Source organism: Corynebacterium sp. c7Ub_26, assembly GCF_053760365.1.
Window position 1 is genome coordinate 178,501 of the sequence record NZ_JBSNBL010000003.1, and the last position, 19,815, is coordinate 198,315.

The 19,815-nt window shown below is 58.9% G+C and carries 13 protein-coding genes, 1 tRNA gene and 1 pseudogene; 8 read left to right on the plus strand and 7 right to left on the minus strand.

The window, feature by feature from the left end; translation table 11 throughout:
• The first annotated feature begins 188 nt into the window (after nucleotides 1-188).
• Nucleotides 189-1,664: a YibE/F family protein gene (locus ACWORE_RS06530; RefSeq protein ID WP_455303213.1), complete on the plus strand. Its 1,476-nt coding sequence runs from the start codon at nucleotides 189-191 to the stop codon at nucleotides 1,662-1,664.
• A 19-nt stretch (nucleotides 1,665-1,683) separates the two neighbouring features.
• Here the strand turns inward: ACWORE_RS06530 and ACWORE_RS06535 are convergent, their stop codons facing one another.
• Complete coding sequence (locus ACWORE_RS06535; protein WP_455303214.1) at nucleotides 1,684-3,081, minus strand: UDP-glucose dehydrogenase family protein; 1,398 nt, start codon at nucleotides 3,079-3,081, stop codon at nucleotides 1,684-1,686.
• Nucleotides 3,082-3,151: 70 nt separating this feature from the next.
• Nucleotides 3,152-3,715, minus strand: a complete 564-nt coding sequence (gene dcd / locus ACWORE_RS06540) for a dCTP deaminase (RefSeq protein WP_012730942.1) — start codon at nucleotides 3,713-3,715, stop codon at nucleotides 3,152-3,154.
• A 197-nt stretch (nucleotides 3,716-3,912) separates the two neighbouring features.
• Between dcd and ACWORE_RS06545 the strand changes: the two genes are divergently transcribed.
• Nucleotides 3,913-3,986 (plus strand) — tRNA-Gly (locus ACWORE_RS06545).
• A 17-nt stretch (nucleotides 3,987-4,003) separates the two neighbouring features.
• Here the strand turns inward: ACWORE_RS06545 and ACWORE_RS06550 are convergent.
• The 4 genes from ACWORE_RS06550 to ACWORE_RS06565 all read right to left on the minus strand — a co-directional run bounded on the left by ACWORE_RS06550 (nucleotide 4,004) and on the right by ACWORE_RS06565 (nucleotide 9,461).
• The gene (locus tag ACWORE_RS06550) at nucleotides 4,004-5,518 is read right to left on the minus strand and encodes an MFS transporter (RefSeq protein ID WP_455303215.1); all 1,515 of its coding nucleotides are present in this window, start codon (nucleotides 5,516-5,518) and stop codon (nucleotides 4,004-4,006) included.
• Between the two features lie 97 nt (nucleotides 5,519-5,615).
• Nucleotides 5,616-6,866, minus strand: a complete 1,251-nt coding sequence (locus ACWORE_RS06555) for a phosphatase PAP2 family protein (RefSeq protein WP_455303216.1) — start codon at nucleotides 6,864-6,866, stop codon at nucleotides 5,616-5,618.
• Entirely contained in the window at nucleotides 6,863-7,723 is an 861-nt protein-coding gene (locus tag ACWORE_RS06560) for a PrsW family intramembrane metalloprotease (protein WP_406605495.1), read from the minus strand. The genes ACWORE_RS06555 and ACWORE_RS06560 overlap by 4 nt, the downstream gene beginning before the upstream one ends.
• Before the next feature lie 10 nt (nucleotides 7,724-7,733).
• Nucleotides 7,734-9,461, minus strand: coding sequence for a VanW family protein (locus ACWORE_RS06565; RefSeq protein ID WP_455303217.1), 1,728 nt, complete (start codon nucleotides 9,459-9,461; stop codon nucleotides 7,734-7,736).
• Nucleotides 9,462-9,541: 80 nt separating this feature from the next.
• On the opposite strand from ACWORE_RS06565, the gene ACWORE_RS06570 reads away from it, so the two are divergent.
• The 6 genes and pseudogenes from ACWORE_RS06570 (at nucleotide 9,542) to ACWORE_RS06595 (ending at nucleotide 18,079) form a co-directional block, all read left to right on the plus strand.
• Nucleotides 9,542-10,084 (plus strand): universal stress protein, encoded by a 543-nt coding sequence (locus ACWORE_RS06570; protein WP_406605494.1) that lies wholly within the window; start codon nucleotides 9,542-9,544, stop codon nucleotides 10,082-10,084.
• A gap of 150 nt (nucleotides 10,085-10,234) precedes the next feature.
• Complete coding sequence (locus ACWORE_RS06575; RefSeq protein ID WP_455303218.1) at nucleotides 10,235-11,557, plus strand: DUF3068 domain-containing protein; 1,323 nt, start codon at nucleotides 10,235-10,237, stop codon at nucleotides 11,555-11,557.
• Nucleotides 11,558-11,745: 188 nt separating this feature from the next.
• Nucleotides 11,746-13,056 carry an anaerobic C4-dicarboxylate transporter family protein gene (locus ACWORE_RS06580; protein WP_455303219.1) on the plus strand — a complete coding sequence of 437 codons (1,311 nt, stop codon included), beginning with the start codon at nucleotides 11,746-11,748 and terminating at the stop codon, nucleotides 13,054-13,056.
• 88 nt (nucleotides 13,057-13,144) lie between these two features.
• Nucleotides 13,145-14,311 (plus strand): NAD(P)-binding domain-containing protein, encoded by a 1,167-nt coding sequence (locus tag ACWORE_RS06585; RefSeq protein WP_455303220.1) that lies wholly within the window; start codon nucleotides 13,145-13,147, stop codon nucleotides 14,309-14,311.
• Nucleotides 14,312-14,513: 202 nt separating this feature from the next.
• Entirely contained in the window at nucleotides 14,514-15,746 is a 1,233-nt protein-coding gene (locus tag ACWORE_RS06590) for an acetyl-CoA C-acetyltransferase (RefSeq protein WP_455303221.1), read from the plus strand.
• Between the two features lie 63 nt (nucleotides 15,747-15,809).
• Nucleotides 15,810-18,079 (plus strand): annotated as a pseudogene (locus ACWORE_RS06595) (3-hydroxyacyl-CoA dehydrogenase NAD-binding domain-containing protein).
• On the opposite strand, the gene ACWORE_RS06600 reads toward ACWORE_RS06595, so the two are convergent.
• A complete protein-coding gene (locus tag ACWORE_RS06600; RefSeq protein WP_455303222.1) occupies nucleotides 18,068-19,750 on the minus strand; it encodes an FUSC family protein in 1,683 nt (560 codons plus the stop codon). The pseudogene ACWORE_RS06595 and the gene ACWORE_RS06600 overlap by 12 nt on opposite strands.
• Nucleotides 19,751-19,815 lie beyond the last annotated feature (65 nt).

A 19,815-nucleotide genomic window follows, 5' to 3' on the forward strand; every position in this document is an offset into this window, starting at 1 on the left:
GGGCACCCATCGCCAGCGGCATACCCACGCACGCTATTGTGAAAACACGTTACTGTTACTGGAACATACTGTCGGTTAGGCGTCGTCGCTCAGATTTATTCGGCCTACGCTCCCTTTTAACTGGCCTGCACATCTGCGACCTGAGCTGCGTTTTTTACCGGCAGATCCGTTCACAATGAGGAGTTCTTGTGGGTAAACACTCAGCGTCAGGCGACGAACCATACCAGCCGCGTGGCACCCACACGGCCGACTCGTCGCCCCAGCAGGCACCCATTCCGACGAAAACCCGAAGGTCACAACTCAACGCCGCGCGCGCAGAAACTCAGCAACAGGCATCGGCGCCACAGGTAGCCGCGTCGCAACCAAAACCGTCGCAACCCGCAACCCCACAAGCTCAGGCCAGCAAAACCAACAAACGCTTCCGCCCACACATCAAAGACTGGACACTAGGCCAACGCATCCTCGCCGGGTTTTTGCTCATCGGCTTCATCCTCAGCGCCATCTCCACCGTCGCCCTGTGGCCATCAAACACCCCGGCCCGCGTCGATAAGTCCTTCCAAGAAACGTCGTCCCTCCCCCAAAACATTGCCGACGGAACCGTCGCCGTCACAACTGAGGCAGCATGCGGATCCCCCAGCGTCGGCCGAACATTCGACGACACACCACGCGAGCCCACCACATCGACGGGCACGTGCACCCGCGCGATTGTCGACATCACGAGTGGCCCTGACAAGGGGAAACGCACGCTCATTGAGACGTCCCACAAACCGGGCGACCCCGACCTCCGCGAGGGCGACAAAATCCGAATGACCCGCCACGCCACCGACGATGGCAGCATGGGCTACGCGTTCAACGATTACCAACGCAAAGTACCCGTGATCGCGTGGCTCATCATCACGGCTATCGCCATGGTGGCGATCGGCTCATGGCGAGGCGCGCGCTCACTCGTCGGGCTCGTCATCACGATGGCGATTATCGGCGTATTCATGCTCCCCGCCCTCCTCCGCGGCGGCGATCCGCTCCTGCTTGCCGTCACATCGTGCGCCCTCATCATGTTCGTCGTGATTTACCTGGTCCACGGAATCAGTTGGAAATCCAGTTCCGCGCTCGCCGGAACAATCATCGCGCTGGGCCTGGCCGCGATCATGGCTGGGTGGGGTATCAACGGAACCCGGCTCCGGGGCCTCGGCGAAGAGGATAACCTCCTGGTTCAGCTTTATCTTCCCGACGCCACCGTCCACGGGTTGATGCTGGCGGGATTCATCGTTGGCGCGGTCGGTGCGCTCAACGACGCCACCGTGGCGCAGGCATCCACCGTCAACGAGCTGGCCATCATCGACCGCAAGGCATCACCCTGGCGACTCTTCGCGGGCGGTATGCAAGTAGGGCGGGACCATATCGCGTCCATGTTGTACACGCTGATCCTCAGCTACGCGGGCGCAGCACTTCCGATGTTATTGTTGATCACTGCGTCGGAGCGGCCGCTGGGGCAGGTGTTGACCTCGGACCTCATCGCCACTGAAATCGTCAGGTCGGCCGTCGGCGCTATTGCACTTGCGCTCGCGGTTCCAATCACGACGATCATCGCGGCGGTCACCGTCAAACCTGATCCCGACGCCAGCAACGCGGGTGGACATGGCCACGTTCATGTCCACCATCACTAGAAGTCGCGTCAGCCCGGCGCTACAAACTGCGCCCCAGCGCCCGCACAGACCAACCCGCCTGCATCCACGCGTCAACATCCAGGCAGTTCCGGCCGTCGATAATAGTTGGCGACGCGACACACGCCCTCGCCTCCGACGGGTCCAACTGCTTGAACTCCGTCCACTCCGTCGCCACGACCACCACATCGGCATTGTGCAGCGCATCCCACACCGTGTCCGCATACATGAGGGTCGGGAAAACCTTGGACGCATTCGTCATCGCCTGAGGGTCGTACACGCTGACCTGTGCACCCGCGAGGCTCAACGCCCCCGCAACCGCCAACGCCGGCGAGTCGCGAACGTCGTCCGACTCCGGCTTGAACGCCGCCCCCAGCACAGTAACCCGCGCGTCGTGCAAGGAGCCGCCGCACGCATCTTTCACCATGCTGACCAATTTTTCCCGACGCCGAAGATTGATCGCGTCCACCTCGCGTAAGAAGGTCAACGCCTGGTCAGCGCCCAATTCGCCGGCGCGGGCCATAAACGCCCGGATATCCTTCGGCAGGCAACCGCCGCCGAAGCCGAGCCCGGCGTTGAGGAACTTCCGCCCGATACGTTCATCCGCGCCGATCGCGTCGGCAAGCACCGTGATATCCGCCCCCGACGCCTCGCACACCTCGGACACCGCGTTAATGAAGCTAATTTTTGTCGCGAGAAACGCATTCGCCGAGACTTTCACCAGCTCGGACGTCGCAAAATCAGTGACCAACAACGGTGTTCCCTCTGCCAAGGGTTGCGCATAAATCTTCCTAGCGACGTCTTCCACCTCGGAAGGCGAATTCTCCACGCCGAGGACAATGCGATCCGGATGAATCGTGTCCTGCACAGCGTGGCCTTCGCGAAGGAACTCCGGATTCCACGCAATATCCACCGACGTCTCCTTAGCAGAAGTGGTGGAGCTATCCGCGGCACCAGGGACGTTACCCGCGGCAGTCGACGCGCTATCCGAATCCTGCGAAGCAACCAAACGATCGGTCAACTCCTGAAGCGCACGCGCGGTCCCCACCGGAACCGTCGATTTCCCAAAAATAATGTGCCGTCCCCGCAATAACGGCACCAAATTCGTCACAGCAGAGCGAACAAAAGTCATATCAGCTGCATACGAGTTCTTCTGCTGCGGAGTGCCGACACCTAAGAAATGAACATGAGCGAAATCGGCCGCTTCCTGGTATGACGTCGTGAAATGGAGCCGCCCCGAGGAAATATGTTTCCGAATAAGACCGTCCAAACCGGGCTCGAAAAAGGGCGTCTCTCCGCGCGACAGGAGCTCGATTTTCTGCGGATCAACGTCCACCCCGATGACCTCATGCCCCAATTCCGCCATGCACGCCGCATGCGTTGACCCCAGGTATCCCGTTCCAATCACAGACATCCGCATGCCCATGAATTTACGCGGAAGCTACCGCCGAAGCATGTTCAGCCGTCGCTCGCTGCGAGAATGCGAGTGATCAGCGGAAGTTCATATAAGCTTTCGACGCCGTCGGCCCGCGTTGCCCCTGATACTTCGAGCCCAATGACCCGGACCCGTACGGTGTTTCCGCAGGACTGGACATCATAAACAACGCCAGCTGGCCTACTTTCATCTCTGGATACAGGGCGATCGGGAGATTAGAGGCATTCGACAATTCAAACGTGATGTAGCCGTTAAAGCCAGGGTCAATGAACCCAGCCGTGGAGTGCGTCAATAACCCCAACCGGCCCAAGGACGACTTCCCCTCAAGACGGCCAGCCAAATCCGCTGGCAGGGCAAACTCTTCCAACGTCGACCCCAACACGAACTCCCCGGGGTGAAGGATGAATGCGTCACCCTCCTTCACCTCCACTAACGACGTGAGATCCTCTTGCTCTTGTTTGGGATCAATATGCGTGTAGCGCGCATTGTTGAAGACGCGGAAGTAGCGGTCCAGGCGAACATCAATACTGCTGGGTTGGACCATCGTCGGATCGAAGGGAGAAATGCCTAGGTGTCCAGAATCTATTGCAGAACGAATGTCACGGTCGGAGAGAATCACAGGCCATAGTTTACCCCGGGACTGCCGGAACCCCACAAGCATATGACTCTATTCGCTGAGCTATCCCCAGCACGTTGACCGGGAGTTTTGTTGGCTCAAAAGTGGCAATGCTACGGTAAAGGGGGAACATGCGTTACAGTGTCCGCTGATCACGTGCAGATCATGCGTATCACGCATTTTTCGTAGTAGTCCCCTATGCCGATGTAGTTCAATGGTAGAACTCTTGCTTCCCAAGCAAGCGGCGCGGGTTCGATTCCCGTCATCGGCTCCATTTCAACAAGCCCCTGGTCACGAGGTTGTGGCCAGGGGCTTGTCGTTGTATTCCCGCAGAACCCCGCTTACTCCACCATGTCCAGGTTGTGTCGCTCCGGCAGAGCCACAGCACCAGCAACCGCGATGAAGAATGACGCGCCGAAAATAGTGAAGACCAATGAAGACCAATGGAGTAGACCCCCACTCCAGAATTATCGGGACGATCAAGGGCGCGACCACACCGGCCACTCGGCCGACGGCTGCAGCTGCACCAGTTCCGGTCCCCCGCATCGCCGTCGGATAGATCTCCGGGCCGATCGCGTACAAGGCACCCCACGCGCCCAAGTTAAAGAAGCTCAGCAACAGGCCTGTGACGATGATCCCCGTCGCCCCGGACTGCAGACCAAACAGAATCGCCGATACCGCAGAACCACACAAGAACACCGACAGCGTCAGGCGTCGGCCCCATTTTTCAATCAACCATGCCGCCGCCGCGTAACCGGGCAGCTGCGCCAAGGTCATCATCAATGTGAACTCGAAGGACTTCACCAGTGAGTGCCCCTGCAGATACAGCAAGGTCGGCATCCACGTAAACGCTCCGTAATAGGCCAGGTTGACGAAGAACCACACCACCCACAGGGCAGTCGTGCGGCCTCGCATGTGGGCACTGAATATCGACGACTCCCCTACAGCGTCCCCAGCAGCACCTTCACCAGGGCGGTTACCCGTTGGAGTATCGCCCGACGACGTGTCCCTCTCCGACGTACGCTCCGGCGCATCTCCCTTAGCGACGGACGTCGGCGTCAACGCCACTGCTTCGTCGAAAGGAACCGTCGAATCACGTGACGATCCCTTTTCGAAGAGCCGAACGCTGCGCTCGGCCTCGGCAAGGCGACCCCGGCTCTCCAAGAACCGCACAGACTCAGGTAGCCCATGACGAACGACTAGCGCGTAAACGGCGGGGACGATTCCCACCAGCAGTGCCCACCGCCAGCCGGGCCAGCCGCCCCATTCCTTCGGCACCAGGAAGTAACCGAGCAGCGCGGACATGATCCAGCCAACCGCCCAGAACGATTCCAACGCCACAACGATGCGGCCACGGTTCTTGCGCGGGGCAAACTCGGAGACCAGCGTCGACGCGACCGGCAGTTCCGCACCCAGACCAACGCCCACGATGAACCGCAGGATAAGCAGCATGACTAAGCCGACAGAAAACGCTGCGATACCCGTCGCAATGCCGTAAGTCAGCAAAGTGAGTGCGAAAACATTGCGGCGCCCCCACTTGTCAGCGAGCAAACCGCCGACGGAGGCGCCAATCATCATGCCCACGAAACCGATGGACCCCAGCCACGACGCTTGAGTGTTCGACAGTGACCACTCGGCCACAAGCGGGGCCATCACATAGCTGATCAAACCGACGTCCATCGCGTCCAGGGCCCACCCGACACCTGAGCCAACGAGAAGTTTGCGATGCTCGCGGCCAAACGGCAATGAATCGAGCCGGTCAGAACGCGTGGGGAGCTGGGAATGAACGGTCTGTGATGCGCGCATAGTGATCTTCCGTGAGAGCTTTACGCAGGACAATAGCGTCCATCACACCAATTGAAAAGGGAACCCACCCGAAAGTGTTCAGCTTATCTATTACTTATTATTTATTAATCGATTCACGACGACGGGACATCCACCATGTCTGAACAAGCGGCACCGCGGCAGCCAAGGTCCATCCGAGAATAATATCGAAAACGTAGTGCTCAGCGAAGAAAACCAACGCAAATCCCATTGATAGCGCGTAAATCAACGCAACACTTCCCCATTTCCACCGACGACGGCTGAAGAGAAAAGTAGCGAAATACATCGTTATTCCGGCATGCAAGGACGGAATCGCCGAGACCAAATTCGACGACGCTTGTGCTTTAGCGAGCGGGCCTTCGCCCACCGGAACAGGCTCCACAGGACCTAAGGTCGGACCATCAGCGCGTTCCTCACGTCGAGCACCATCCTGAAAATCTTTGACGCCCTCAGCCAGCCTGAAGGGGGCAATCTGGCTCCAGGCATGGGCGGTAAGGCGCTCAACCCACGGCTCAGGCGAGTCGTTCTTATTGTTAACTGGCCCCAAAATAGAGCCCTCACCAGCGTGTTCGGCGGAGAACATGCACGGCGTGTGGGACGGTTGGTCGGCGACGTCGGCAGGGGTGCATCGCGCGGCCGCCCACGGAGGAGCCGCGGGAACAAAAACATAAATTCCCAAACCAATAAATGAAACGGCGAGCAAACCAACAATGTAGCGCCGGAATTCCACGCGCGACCGTAGCCATTCAATAAATGCCACCGTATAGGGCATGAAGAAATATGACGAATACACGGCCATGAGAATGAATTCCCACCAGGGCGCATGCTCATACCGCCAATGCTCCTGAAGCCACACATTCGGCAAGGTTCCACCGAAGAGCCAGCGATCAACGTCGGGGGCCAAGTGCCACTGGACCGGGATCCCCATCCAACCGACGACGGTTTTGATGCCGCGGTACGCGAGCAAGAAGAGAATGAACGGGCCCCAGTCGACCAGGATGTAGGCCAGGCGGCTGTGCCCCAACGAATAGATTGCGAAACCGACAAAAAGTAGTGGAACCAGGAACGATCCCACTTCCGACCAGCCAGCGAGTACGCCGATCGCACAGACCGCCACTGCCCATAGGTTCATTCCCACACGCCGCGTCGTGACTAATTGCTCCTGCGAGAGGGACCGTAACCACGGAAGCCGATAGCGATACGTACCTTTGTCGGCGAACCGGCGTCGGCAATGATCAGTCCACCGCTCTTTCACCGATCGATCTCCGTCGGATCGGTCCTGGCGGGCCTGATCATTCTTCTGGTCGGGATAAATGTCAGTCGCTGTCACACAACCTCCCACGGGGACACCGGTTGTTGGCGCGACGTCGACCGTGACCACACGATCAGCGACAACAATCCGAGCACGCTTATGAATACGACGCCGACGTGCAGGATCCACAGGGATGTCCCATCCCACACAGCGTGCAAAATGACCGCGGTCACCCACGCCCAGACAAACACCCGTCGGCCATTGCTCGGTTTGGGCGTATCAGCGCACCGCCACAATGCCCACACTGTGAAGCCCGTCCACGCCACGTGTCCTGCCGGGGACAAGAGCCCACGCAACAGTAGGGTCGCGCTCACGGCATCCACGTTCCCGTGCGTGGCAATCAGCGCGTTGAGGCCGTATCCCATCGTTTCCAGCACGGCGAATCCCGCACCCGAGGCGACACCCAAGACGACGCCCATTCCCGCGGTTCGACGGCGACCCCACAGGTAAATCACTCCGGGAACGATGAGCTTGGCCGTTTCCTCGATGACGGCCACAGCCAGCATGCCTAACCAAGGCATGCGGTGGAGTACGTCGAACTCCAGCGAACCTGCAGTGGTTGTGCCGACAATTCCGCCGAACACGGCGGTAAGCGCAACCAGCCCCTCATGGCCGTGAACGCGCTGGTCAGCGGCATAGGCAACGAAGAGCACAGCGAGCGGAACCGTGACCGCACCGATGAGGAGCAGCGTCGGGAACAGATTGAGATTATCCGTCCGAACCATGACGCGCATCACGACGGAATAAGCAATAACGCCGACGACGAGGGTCACCAGCCCCCACCCAACGCCTCGACGGCGCGACGATCCCGAGGGGCTACTGACACCGCCCGGATATCGGCCTCCGGAATACGGACCGGGGGAAGAAAAGCTCACACGTATCTCTCTAAGAACAGGTTATTTTTGGCGACGGATCATATTTGGTTGTCGTTGTATTACGGGAAATTTCCTGCCCGGTGGATAACGACGTCACCACCCGCGTATCCGTCACAGTGAATCCCTGAGACCCCGACGACGGATGACAATCAGGGCCCGACAATTGCTGTGACGATGGGCTCGTAAAGTTTGTTTTCTCCCCCTGAATAGAATCCACTTTCACCTGTGGAATGCCCTTAATCTGCACAGTAATGTCATCGTCACCGGTGAATGCTTTAATCATGACCGGCGTATCAAAAGGGTTTTTAAATTTTAAGTCAATAGCACCCTCATAGACGGTGGCTTCCCGGCCTGCAGGGTATCGGGAAATGTAATAACTGTGGGGCGTGTGTGCCACATCGGTCATTCCCGCGAAATAGGTGGCGTTATAAAGCGTCGTAGCAAACTGGCTGATTCCCCCACCGACGCCTTCATCCGAGTGGCCGTTTTTAATGATGCCTGCTTTCACGAATCCCTGTGCTTCCCCACGAGGGCCCGTAAATCCATTCAGACTAAACGTTTGGCCCGGCGAAACGATGGCACCATTCACCATTTCCGCCACGCGGCGAATGTTGACCCCGGAATCCGCCGCATATCCCCCCGTCGTGAATTCCCCCATTGTTTCGCGAAAGTCGGCCTTTTCCGCGATCTCCGTGGTAAACGTCGCTTTATCGTCCGTGTAGGCGACGTCGTAGTCACGAACAGTGGTATTCGTCAATTTCCCTTGCAAATCATCGAGAGTTTTTGACCAGTTAATACTCACACCATCTTGGCTAGGCGAAGTCACCGTGACCGAACCGTCGTCGCCAATAAGGACGTCCGCATCCTTCTTTGTTCGCTCGGTGGAGCTTAATTGCGAGGAAAGAATGGACTTCGCGGCGCTGTCGTCGTAATCGGCTGTGAAATGGTCACCATCGGCCCGGAAGGTGACGATTTGCCCCATATCTTCTGGAGCAATAATTCCGCTCACATCATCGCGGCCCTTAAAAATTAACGGGCCAGAGACAACTTTATTGAGAACATCCCGCTCAGTCTGCTTAACCGCTTTGTCGCCTATCTCAGGCTCAACTTCTTCAGCCGGAATCTCCACAACGCGAGTGGTGTTCAACCAATGTTTAGAGACATTCTCGGCCAGCTCATCATGGTTAATCTTTTGACCAGTGACCGGATCTTTAACATCGGCTTTACCGTCGGAACCTATAGAGAGCTCAGCATTAACGGGCTCACGAGTGAGTTCTTTATCAACGCGCTGGAGCGCATTACCTAAGGAACCCTCATCAACATCGTTAACAATGCCGACTTCGCGGGTTTTCCAAAATGACTCAATCCGCGTCCACGGATTCTTCGGTTGATGTCCGGCATTCTCAATCGTCTGATCCCAATCGACCCGTAGACCGGACATCGTCGGATCAAGTGACGATGTCATATCGCCAGCATTAATAGAGACAGGCTCGCGAACCTTATCTCCTAGTTCATTGCGGAGCATAGTATCCGCACTCGTTTTGCTCATCCCACCAATGCTGACGCCACCGACCTTGACGCCACGGGGAACTTGCCCCTGGCTCATCACTAAATCAGTGGCATATGCAATTCCCGCCATCAGCAACAGGAAAAGCAGAAAACCTAGTGACCACCAGGCAGCACGGTGATGTTTTCGTCCGGGGCCAGCGGACGTACGCGCGTGTTTACTACTAGACACAGCGATTAGCTTATATGCACTAACCCCGTACCTAAACTAAGAGACCTACACTGGGACCGTATCGACCGAGAGGATTTCCAATGTCTGACACCACTTCATCTCACACAGAACCGACGAATCAAGCCCCCGACGCCACCAATGGGGACCACAAAGACACCATGCTCATCGCGTACGACGGCTCAGTCGAAGCGAAGAGGGCACTGGAATACGCAGGCCGCTTCCTCAGCACCCCCCGCGCGTACATTTTGACAGCGTGGGAGCCGCTGCAGCACCAAGCTAACCGTGGCGTCGGCGCCTCCATGGCTGGTGCCATTTACCAGCCGGCCGACAACCCCGAGGACGGCGACCCCGCCCATGCCGAAGCCCTCCAGACGTGCAAAGAAGGGGTGCAGATCGCCCGTGAAAACGGCTTTGAGGCAGAACCGTTCTTGGTGGAGTCCGCCACCACCATCTGGAGCGCGATCGTCGACGCCGCCGAAGAGCTGCACGCTGACGTCATCGTCTCCGGTACACGTGGCCTCACCGGGTTCAAGTCGCTCTTCCAGGCCAGTGTGTCGGATAACGTTTTGCGTCATTCCGGCAAGCCAGTGCTTATCGTTCCTCCACTTCCCGACACCAAATAGTTGCGACCCGGCGCACATATGTAGGCGCGTTCATTCCCGCCAACGCCCGCCCGGTGCCTGCCCGGTGCCCCGTCGACTGAGGCAGGAGGTAGACGCAGATCGTATCCCCCACCTAGGGTTAGAACATCACACCGTCGATGAGGAGAGTCCGTGAATGCGAACGCGGGTGGCCGCAGCGTCTTGTCCAGACTTCCCGGTAGCGCATTCGGTGCACGGCACCGCCGAGCTATCACCCGCAGCTCCTTATACGTCGGCACCATTTTATTAGTCATTGCCATTGCCGCGCCGACGTTCATCGTCCCCTCGCTCAAGGAATTGCCGGCAAACATCGACTACGACGTGTCCACGGCGCCAACCCGGGGGATCCTCATCGACTCGGCAGCGTTTAAGGCCGGCCACCCCTCTGCGTCGCATTCCTCGGACCCCGCCTGCGTCGGACAAGCCATGCCGACGCGCTGCTACATCGAAACAGATGTGCCGCTGCGTGCGAGCGAAAAAGTGACGACGGCGTCGTCGTCGAAAAAAACGACGAAGCTTCGCGCAGTATCGACGCTCTACGCCGGAGACCTAGATACCCCGGAAAGAGAGAGCGGGTCGGACGCGAAGGGCCAGGTAGACGCGGATAATGAGATCGGGTCGATCCACGATGAGGTCGTGATGAACCGCCACACGGCGTTCCCCTCGAAAAAGCCTCAGTCCTCTGTAGCGATGGATTTATCCGCGCTGGGGGTGGGCGACGATGTGAAGGTATCCATCAATGATTTCGTTCGCAATGGCTACCAGTTTCGCTTTCCCTTCGGGTCTGAACGACGGTCGTATCGGTTCTTTGATGCTGCCACCGGTACCGCGACCCCCATCGATTTTGTGAACGCGATTCAGCAGCGCGGAAAAGATGTGTATTCGGAGGGAATTGATGTTTATCAGTTCAGCCAGGACTTAGGCCCCGTCAACCTTTATGATGCGCAACGGCGGCTCATGGACAATGCGGGCAATGTGTCGGAAGAACAGCGGCAGGAATTAGACAGACTTCGGCGGAACATTCCTGCGTCCTCGTGGGGATTGAGTTCTGGTGCCCCCATTCAAATGGATCCTTATTGTGTGGCTACCCGAACGATAAATGTTGAACCAACTACCGGAATAATAACGAATAATTCGGTTACGTTATGGGTTTTTTATGCCCAAAATTACAATGAAGCAAAAACGATTAAGGAAAATCAGGATAAAGAATTAGCCTCTCCTTCTCGGACTATGCTTCACTTCGATGCTCAGTGGGATGACCGTACGAAAGAAGCACGGCTACACGATATTCAGAGAGTGATTAAGCCGCTCAATATCTGGAGCAAGGCAGTGCCCTGGATAACCGGCGTGAGCGGGATGATCTTAATCCTGACTGGGTTGTACTTGTATTTCGATGCGCGCCAAGCCGGGCGCCGACCTGCGGGGAAGTCCCCGGACGCCCCTGATTCGCCCTAATTGCGCGAGCACGTTAACTATTTGATCGCGTGAGCTATTTTGATCGCTCTGCTACTTGATCAAAATCACAGCCATTAGAAATATCACACCGGCATAAGTGGGCTCAGAATAGCGTCGGGCCTGCCGGTAGTCCTAATCTGTTTTCGGCTTATCATCATAAAATTAAATTGCGCTGAACGGAGTGACTGATGATTTGGTTTCATCTCCTTATCGTTCTTGCCTTCATTATTCTGGGGGCTCGTTTCGGGGGAATTGGCATTGGGTTCGCGGGTGCAGCAGGTGTCCTAGTACTCGCGATCACCGGGGTCTCAACATCGACAGACGATATTCCGTGGGCTGTTATCGGAATCATCATGGCTGTTATTTGCACCGTGGCCGCGCTGCAAGTGGCCGGGTCGATGGATTACTTGGTTCATCTGACCGAACGGCTCTTGCGTAAGCACCCGCAACACATCGTCTACTTATCTCCCCTGGTCACGTTCGTCATGTCGCTCCTGTGCGGAACTGGCCACACCGCATATTCCGTCATCCCAATCATTGTCGACGTCGCTAAAGAGCGCGGAATTCGTCCCTCCCGGCCGCTATCCATAGCCGTCGTGGCGTCGCAAATTGGTGTGGCAGCATCGCCGATTTCTGCTGCTATGGCCGCGTTGGTTGTCGCTTTGGATCCCTTCCATGTTGGATACTTGCAGTGCTTAGCGATTGTTATCCCGACGACGTTCATCGGGTGCGCGGCCGGCGCATTTGTGGCCGCTCGACAGGGTAAGGAACTGGCCGATGACCCTGTTTACCAGGAGCGGAAGAAGCAGGGCCTTGTGAAGCCGTCGGCAGCTGGTATTGAAAACTACACTCCGGCGAAGAGCGCAGTTCCTAGTTTGTGGGTCTTCCTGCTTGCTCTTATTTTGGTGGTCACCTACGCGACGGTGACCTCGAAAGAGCTGGGCATTGTCGATAACCCGCCGCTGAGTGCGACGCTAGCGATCATGGCCGTCATGCTCACCGCGGCAGCCGTCATTTGCGGTCTAGCGAAGAAACCATTCGGCGACATCACCACTCAGGAAACCTTCCGTTCCGGCATGACCGCGGCTATCTGCATCATGGGCCTCGCATGGTTAGGAAACATGTTCGTCAGCCACTATGCCGACACGATTTCCCACGGCCTGTCGGGCGCTTTGCATTCGCAACCATGGCTCTCTGCCGTGTTCTTCTACTTCGCCGCGCTGCTCATGTTCTCCCATGCTGCGACAACGTCCGCCTTCATGCCGCTGTTCGTGAAACTCGGCCTCCCGGCAACGGCATTGGTGGCCAGCTACCCTGCAGTGTCTAACTACTACCTGCTCCCCAACTACCCGACGACGGTTGCCGCGATGGAAATGGACGACACCGGTTCCACCCGCGTGGGCAAAACACCGCTCTCCCACCCCTTCGTCCTGCCTGGCACAGTATCCATTACGGTGTGCGTTCTTCTCGGATTCCTTGTGGCTCCGATCCTGCTGTAAACGCCCGGGCTATGAACGCGCGGGCGGTCAACAGGCAGTCGGTAAACACGCCCTGCCACTCCCCCGCGCTTAGCTACACTGAGGAGGCATGAAAGACCACTACCGGGCAGTCATTATTGGTGCAGGACAGGCTGGTCTCGCGGGCGCTCATGAACTCGTCCACCGCGGCCTCACGCCCGGGGACGACTTCCTCATTCTTGACTCCAATGACGGCCCCGGCGGTGCGTGGCGAAACCGGTGGGACTCCCTCACTTTCGACGCAGCCCACGGCATTGCCGACCTCCCCGGCCTACCACTCGGCGACCCTGACTCGGACATCCCCGCGTCGCGCGTCGTCGCCCAGTATTACGGCAACTACGAGCAGAAATTCGGACTTGCCGTGGAACGCCCCGCGAAGGTCATCGGTGTCTGCAACGACGACGAAAACACGGAATTGCTCACCGTGGTGTGGATGAAAAACGGGACCTGCACCTCTGTGACCTGCGATGTCGTGTTAAATGCGACGGGAACGTGGACGCACCCGTACATCCCCTATATTCCCGGTATTGCGGATTTTCGGGGCACGCAGCTTCACACGGTGAATTTCACTACTGCCGACGACTTCGCGGGCAAGAAAACGCTGGTCGTTGGGGGCGGTTTAAGTGCGGTGCAGTTTCTTCTGCAGCTTGCCTCTGTGACAGAAACGGTGTGGGCGACCCGGCGGCCGCCAAACTTCACCGACCGCACTTTCGATACCCGGTGGGGCCGCGATGTTGAACAGGCTGTTCGCGACCGCACCTATGCCGGCGACGAACCCGCCAGCGTGGTACGAACCACCGGCATTCCGCTGTGGGACACCTACCTCGACGGCGTCCGCGATGGCGTCCTGGTGAGCCGTGGAATGTTCACCCGAATAACCAGCGACGGCGTTGACTTTGAGCCACCAACAACCGAATCGGCCGACGGCCTTGGCCCCAGTTCCTCCGATCACCTCGTCGTTCCCGAAAGTTGGCAACCCTACGACGCCCACCACCACGAAACAGTCGACGTCATCTTCTGGAACACGGGGTTCCGCCATGCTCTCGAGCACCTTGCGCCGCTGAAATTACGCATGCCCGGCGGCGGGATAAAAATGCGCGATGAAGTGCGCGTTGAGCGAGATCCGCGGATTTTCCTCCTTGGCTACGGATCAACCGCCTCGACCGTGGGCGCTACACGCGCGGGCCATCGAGGGGGACGCGCAGCCATGAAGTATCTGACCGATCATTCGTCGTAAGCACGGCTCAGCTGGGGAAATAGTGAGCTATGTAGGAGGCCATAGCTTCCAGCGTCGCCGTCGGTCACCCCCCATGAAAAATTTATTCCTGTTCTCTCGCCACATTTCCGCCCCACTCACATATAGTGACTCATAACACATTTGAACGGGTATGTGAGTGCGCACGCACTTGTACGGAAATGATCAACCAGGGAGAAACCACATGGCACCTGCCGCCGAGACCCAGCCCCAAGCATTCATTTACGAGGCACTTCGAACACCCCGCGGCAAAGGGAAAAGCACGGGCTCGCTGCACATCGCGAAACCGGTCACCCTGCTCACCACACTCATTAAAGAAATTCGCCGCCGCAACCCCAACATCGACGAACAACGAATCTCCGACGTTATCACCGGCTGCGTGACCCCCGTCGGGGATCAGGGAATGGATATCGCGCGGACAGCGGCCCTCATGGCGGACCTCCCCTACTCCGCCACCGGCGTCCAGGTGAACCGCTATTGTGCGTCGGGCTTGAGCACGGTCAACTTGGCCGCCGCTAAGGTTCGTTCCGGCTGGGATGATCTCGTCCTGGCTGGTGGGGTGGAATCCATGTCCAGGGTGCCTATGGGATCCGACGGCGGAGCGCTCGCCATGGACCCCGAAACCGCCTTCCACACGGACTTTGTTCCCCAGGGAATCTCCGCCGACCTCATTGCCACGCTGGATGGTGTCACGCGTGACGACGCCGATAGTTACGCGGCCCGCTCCCACCAACGCGCTGCTCACGCGTGGGATGAGGGCCGCTTTTCCAACTCCATCGTCCCCGTCACAGATCAGAATGGCCTCAAGCTTCTCGATAAGGACGAAACGATACGACCTGACGCTACTGTCGAATCGCTCTCCGGGCTCAAACCGTCGTTCGCCAAAATGGGAAGGATCGGGGGTTTCGACGCCGCGGCACTGACCCGGTACCCGCAAGTTCAGCACATCAATCACATCCATCACGCAGGCAATTCCTCGGGCATTGTCGACGGTGCCGCTATGACGCTCATCGGTACGGAACAAGCTGGTACGGACATGGGGCTCAACCCTCGCGCTCGCGTCGTGACCACCGCGACCACCGGCGTCGAACCCACCATCATGCTGACCGCCCCCGCGCCCGCCGCACGTGGCGCACTCCACAAGGCCGGACTCACTGCCGACGATATCGACGTGTGGGAAATTAACGAAGCCTTCGCCGCTGTCATCCTCCGCGCACAACGCGAGCTCCACATTCCCGACGAAAAGCTCAACATCAATGGTGGGGCCATCGCCATGGGCCACCCACTCGGCGCGACCGGCGCCATGCTGATCGGACACGCTGTCGACGAACTCCACCGCTCTGGCGGCCGCTACGCACTGATCACACTTTGCGTCGCTGGTGGCATGGGGGTCGCCACCATCATCGAACGCGTCTAGCCCACTTTTACCCAGGCCAACGTCGACAAGAATGACCACACTCACCAGCCCAAGGAGCCAACGATGACCAACACAACGATCCACTGGGACACCGACAATTCCGGGATTGTCACCCTGACCATGGATGATCCCGCCTCACCCGTCAACACGATGAACGACGCGTTCCGCGCGAGCCTTCACGACACGGTGGAGAAACTCACCGCCGCCGTCGAGGACAAGACCGTCACGGGCGTCATTATTACGTCTGCGAAGAAAACGTTCTTCGCGGGTGGTGATATCACCTCCATGATTAACACCGGCCCCGAGGACGCCCAAGCCACCTACGACATGCTGACCAGCATGAAAAAGGACCTTCGCACACTGGAAACACTCGGGGTGCCCGTCGTCGCCGCGATCAACGGTGCAGCCCTCGGAGGCGGGTTAGAAATCGCGTTGAGCTGCCACTATCGCATCGCCGCCGATGCTAAAGGCTCCAAGATTGGCCTTCCCGAAGTGACTCTGGGGCTCCTCACTGGCGGTGGTGGAGTGACACGTACCGTCCGGATGCTGGGCATTCAGGAAGCGCTCATGTCGGTGCTCACCACTGGTAAGCGTATGCGCCCTGAGCAGGCAAAAGGTCTCGGACTCATCGACGATGTCGTCGCTCCGGAGAAACTCATCGACGCCGCACGCGAGTGGCTAGCCAGCAACCCCGAACCCTCACAACCATGGGACCGGGAGGGCTACCGCATCCCTGGTGGAACGCCCACATCGCCCAAGCTAGCGAGCATTCTTCCCTCATTCCCCGCGACGGTGACCAAGCAGATCAAGGGCGCACCTATGCCCGCGCCGAAAGCGATCCTGTCCGCAGCGGTTGAGGGGGCACAGGTGGATTTCGATCACGCCCTCGACATAGAAACTCGATACTTCGTTGAGCTGGTCACCGGGCCCACAGCAACCAACATGATGCAGGCGTTTTTCTTCGATCTGCAGCACTGTAATGGTGGAGGTTCGCGACCCAAGAACGTCGAGAAGAAAAAGTTTAAAAAGCTGGGCATGGTCGGCGCGGGAATGATGGGTGCCGGCATTGCCTATGTCGCGGCGAAGGCGGGGCTCGAGGTCGCGCTGAAGGACGTCGAACTCGCCAATGCCGAACGCGGAAAGGCCTACTCGGAGGGGCTGGAGAAGAAAGCGCTGAACCGGGGGCGTACCACCGCCGAAAAATCGCAAGCCCTCCTGGACCGCATCACCCCGACGGCCGACTACGCCGACCTTGCCGACTGCGACATCGTCATCGAAGCGGTCTTCGAAAACACCGAGCTCAAGCACAAAGTGTGGGCCGAAATTGAAGAGGCCGTCCCCGACGACTGCTTCCTCGGATCCAACACCTCGACGTTGCCGATCACGGGCCTCGCTGAAGGCGTCACTCGCCCCCAGAACTTCATCGGCATCCACTTCTTCTCCCCCGTGGACAAAATGCCGCTCATCGAGGTCATCAAAGGCGACAAGACCGATGACGAGACTCTCGCCGGAGCTCTCGACTTCGCGCAACAAATCCGCAAGACGCCCATCGTCGTCAATGATTCTCGCGGGTTCTACGCATCGCACGTGATCGGGTTCATGCTGGACGAATCGCTGCGCATGCTCGCCGAGGGCATCGACCCGGCCGTGATCGAAGCAGCAGGCCGCCAAGCCGGCTACCCGGCACCGCCACTGCAGCTGACCGACGAACTCAACCTCAAGCTCGTACGCAAAATCAACACCGAGAACGCCAAGGCCGCCCAAGCAGCCGGTGTTCAGATTGACGATGGAGGCGTCGCTGGGATCGTCGATGCCATGCTCGACGACTATGACCGGCCGGGCAAGCTCGAAGGGCGAGGCTTCTACACCTACACCGATGGGAAGCGCACCGGACTGTGGGATGGCCTGTGGACTGAGCTGGGTGCCGGTCGTGTGTCCATTGGCGACTACGAAACGAAAGTGTCCGACGGGGACCATGTTGGGCGGCGCGGCGATGCCCCTAACCAGCCGTCCGAGGGCGCTCCCACCTTCGCTGACCTGCGGGAACGGATACTTTTCGCCGAAGCCCTGGAGACACAAAAGTGCGTCGACGAGGGCGTGCTGATGGACGATGCCGACGCCAACATCGGCTCGATTATGGGGATCGGATTCCCGGCGTGGACAGGTGGAACGCGCCAGTTCATCAAGAACTACGCCCGGCCTGAGGATGCTGACCTCCCCGACGATGCGGGGACGATTACCCCACCCGCGGCATCCCCGGGTTCGTCGCACGGGCCCGTGAGCTCGCCGCAAAATACGGGGACCGCTTCGAGCCTATGGAGTCATTGACGTAGTGATGTAGGCCTGGCCGCCACCAGCACGCGTTTCATGAGGTCGCTGGCGTTGCGCGTGTCCAGCGGGACGCCATCGATCGCGGGCAAGCGTCGGATCATTTCGTTCAGCGCCCGGCGCGCCCGCCGCGCATCGATCACCTCGTCCGGGTTTTCCACCCAGCAGCCGCACAACACGACATAGGAGAACTCGTTGATCAGCGCTGAGAGGTCCTCCCACTCGGCCAATCCCTTGGGCAGGTCACGGGCATACAGCTCCTCCATCCGGCGGGATGCGCTGAGCTCCAGCAGCACTTGGCGTCGCGCCACGATGCCCGGGCGCGTCAGGTCCGTCCGCTCCGCCACATAATCCAGGAGGAAACCGTCGGCAAGAAGAACGCGACGAGCCTGCCTCCGCACGATCGACGTCGGCGCCCGGGAGGATCCTGTCACCCACAACACGAAGAGAGCCACGATGGCGCCGATAATCGTCTCCCCCGCGCGCTGGGACACGATCTGGGTGGCGGTCAAGTTGTTGGTGGGCGCGGTGTTGAGGATCAGGAGGATCATTGCGGTGATCCACACCGACCCCAACGCGTAGTTGAGTCCGATGGTGAAGAGGGTGGTTGAATACAACAGGGCGCAGATCAGAAGCAGGGGTACCGTCGGCGGGTCGATCACGTGGATCACGCCGAAGAGTGCAATACCCACCAGGGTGCCGACGACGCGATCGAACCCGCGGTGCGTGGTGCTAATCCGGTCTTTACCCAAACTCAGCACCATCGCGGAGGTCATCACCGCCCAATACGGGTGGCCAGAACCCAGACCATAGGTCAGCGCGCCTGTCAAGAAGATCGACATGCCCATACGCAGGCCAATCTGCACCGCCGCCGAGCGGAAACTCAGCGACCATTTCACACGACGAAGAGCCGACGGCGGGCCCAAATGTGGCGACACGCGCGACAGTTTCGGCGCGTGATCTGCATTGACGCGGTACTTCATCCTGCGGAGCGTATGCCACCGACGCCACACGACAGCTTCGACGAATTGCGTGTGAATGTCCCGCGTCTTTTTCTCCGCGTACCGGCCGAATGCTGAGAATGGCTTGAGCTGACGCCCCCAGCCGTATCCCAAGCGCACATCCTCCAGTGCCGTGAAAACCGCTGCGTGCGCGGCCACGCGACGTCGAGCGGCTTCGGTGTGGGTGAGGATTTCTTCACGCATCGCTTCCACGGCGTCCTCCGCCGCGGTGATGTCATCGCGCATCGCCTTGTTGCGGTCCACGAGCTGCAGCCCCATCGAAATGCACAGCGCCAGGACGAACCCGCAGGCGCCCGCCGTCACGAGAGTGACCCCGTCGACACCCCTGGTAGGGAGATATGTTGCCACAGCACAGGCGATGACGTACTGCATGGCGCCCGGGGGGAAAGTGATCAAGCTGTGGTAGACGATGCTGCCGAGGCAGCCCATCAATGCCATCACCACAACCATGAGCATGATGTTGCCGGAGATCGCGACCCCCAGAGCCTGCGACGCAACGAAACACACGCCGAAAACCACGAGGATGCGGAGCCGGCGCAGTGGGGGCATATCGCGGGCGGACATCGCGATGAATACGCCCGTCAGGCCCGGCATGGCCAGCACTGGCGAAAAAACAATGGCCAAGGTGAAAAGGGTGACGAGGCCCGTAATCATCCCGTGGATCGTGTACCGACCCGTCCCTGGAGATTCCGGCAGAGAGAAAAAGTTACGGACTTCCC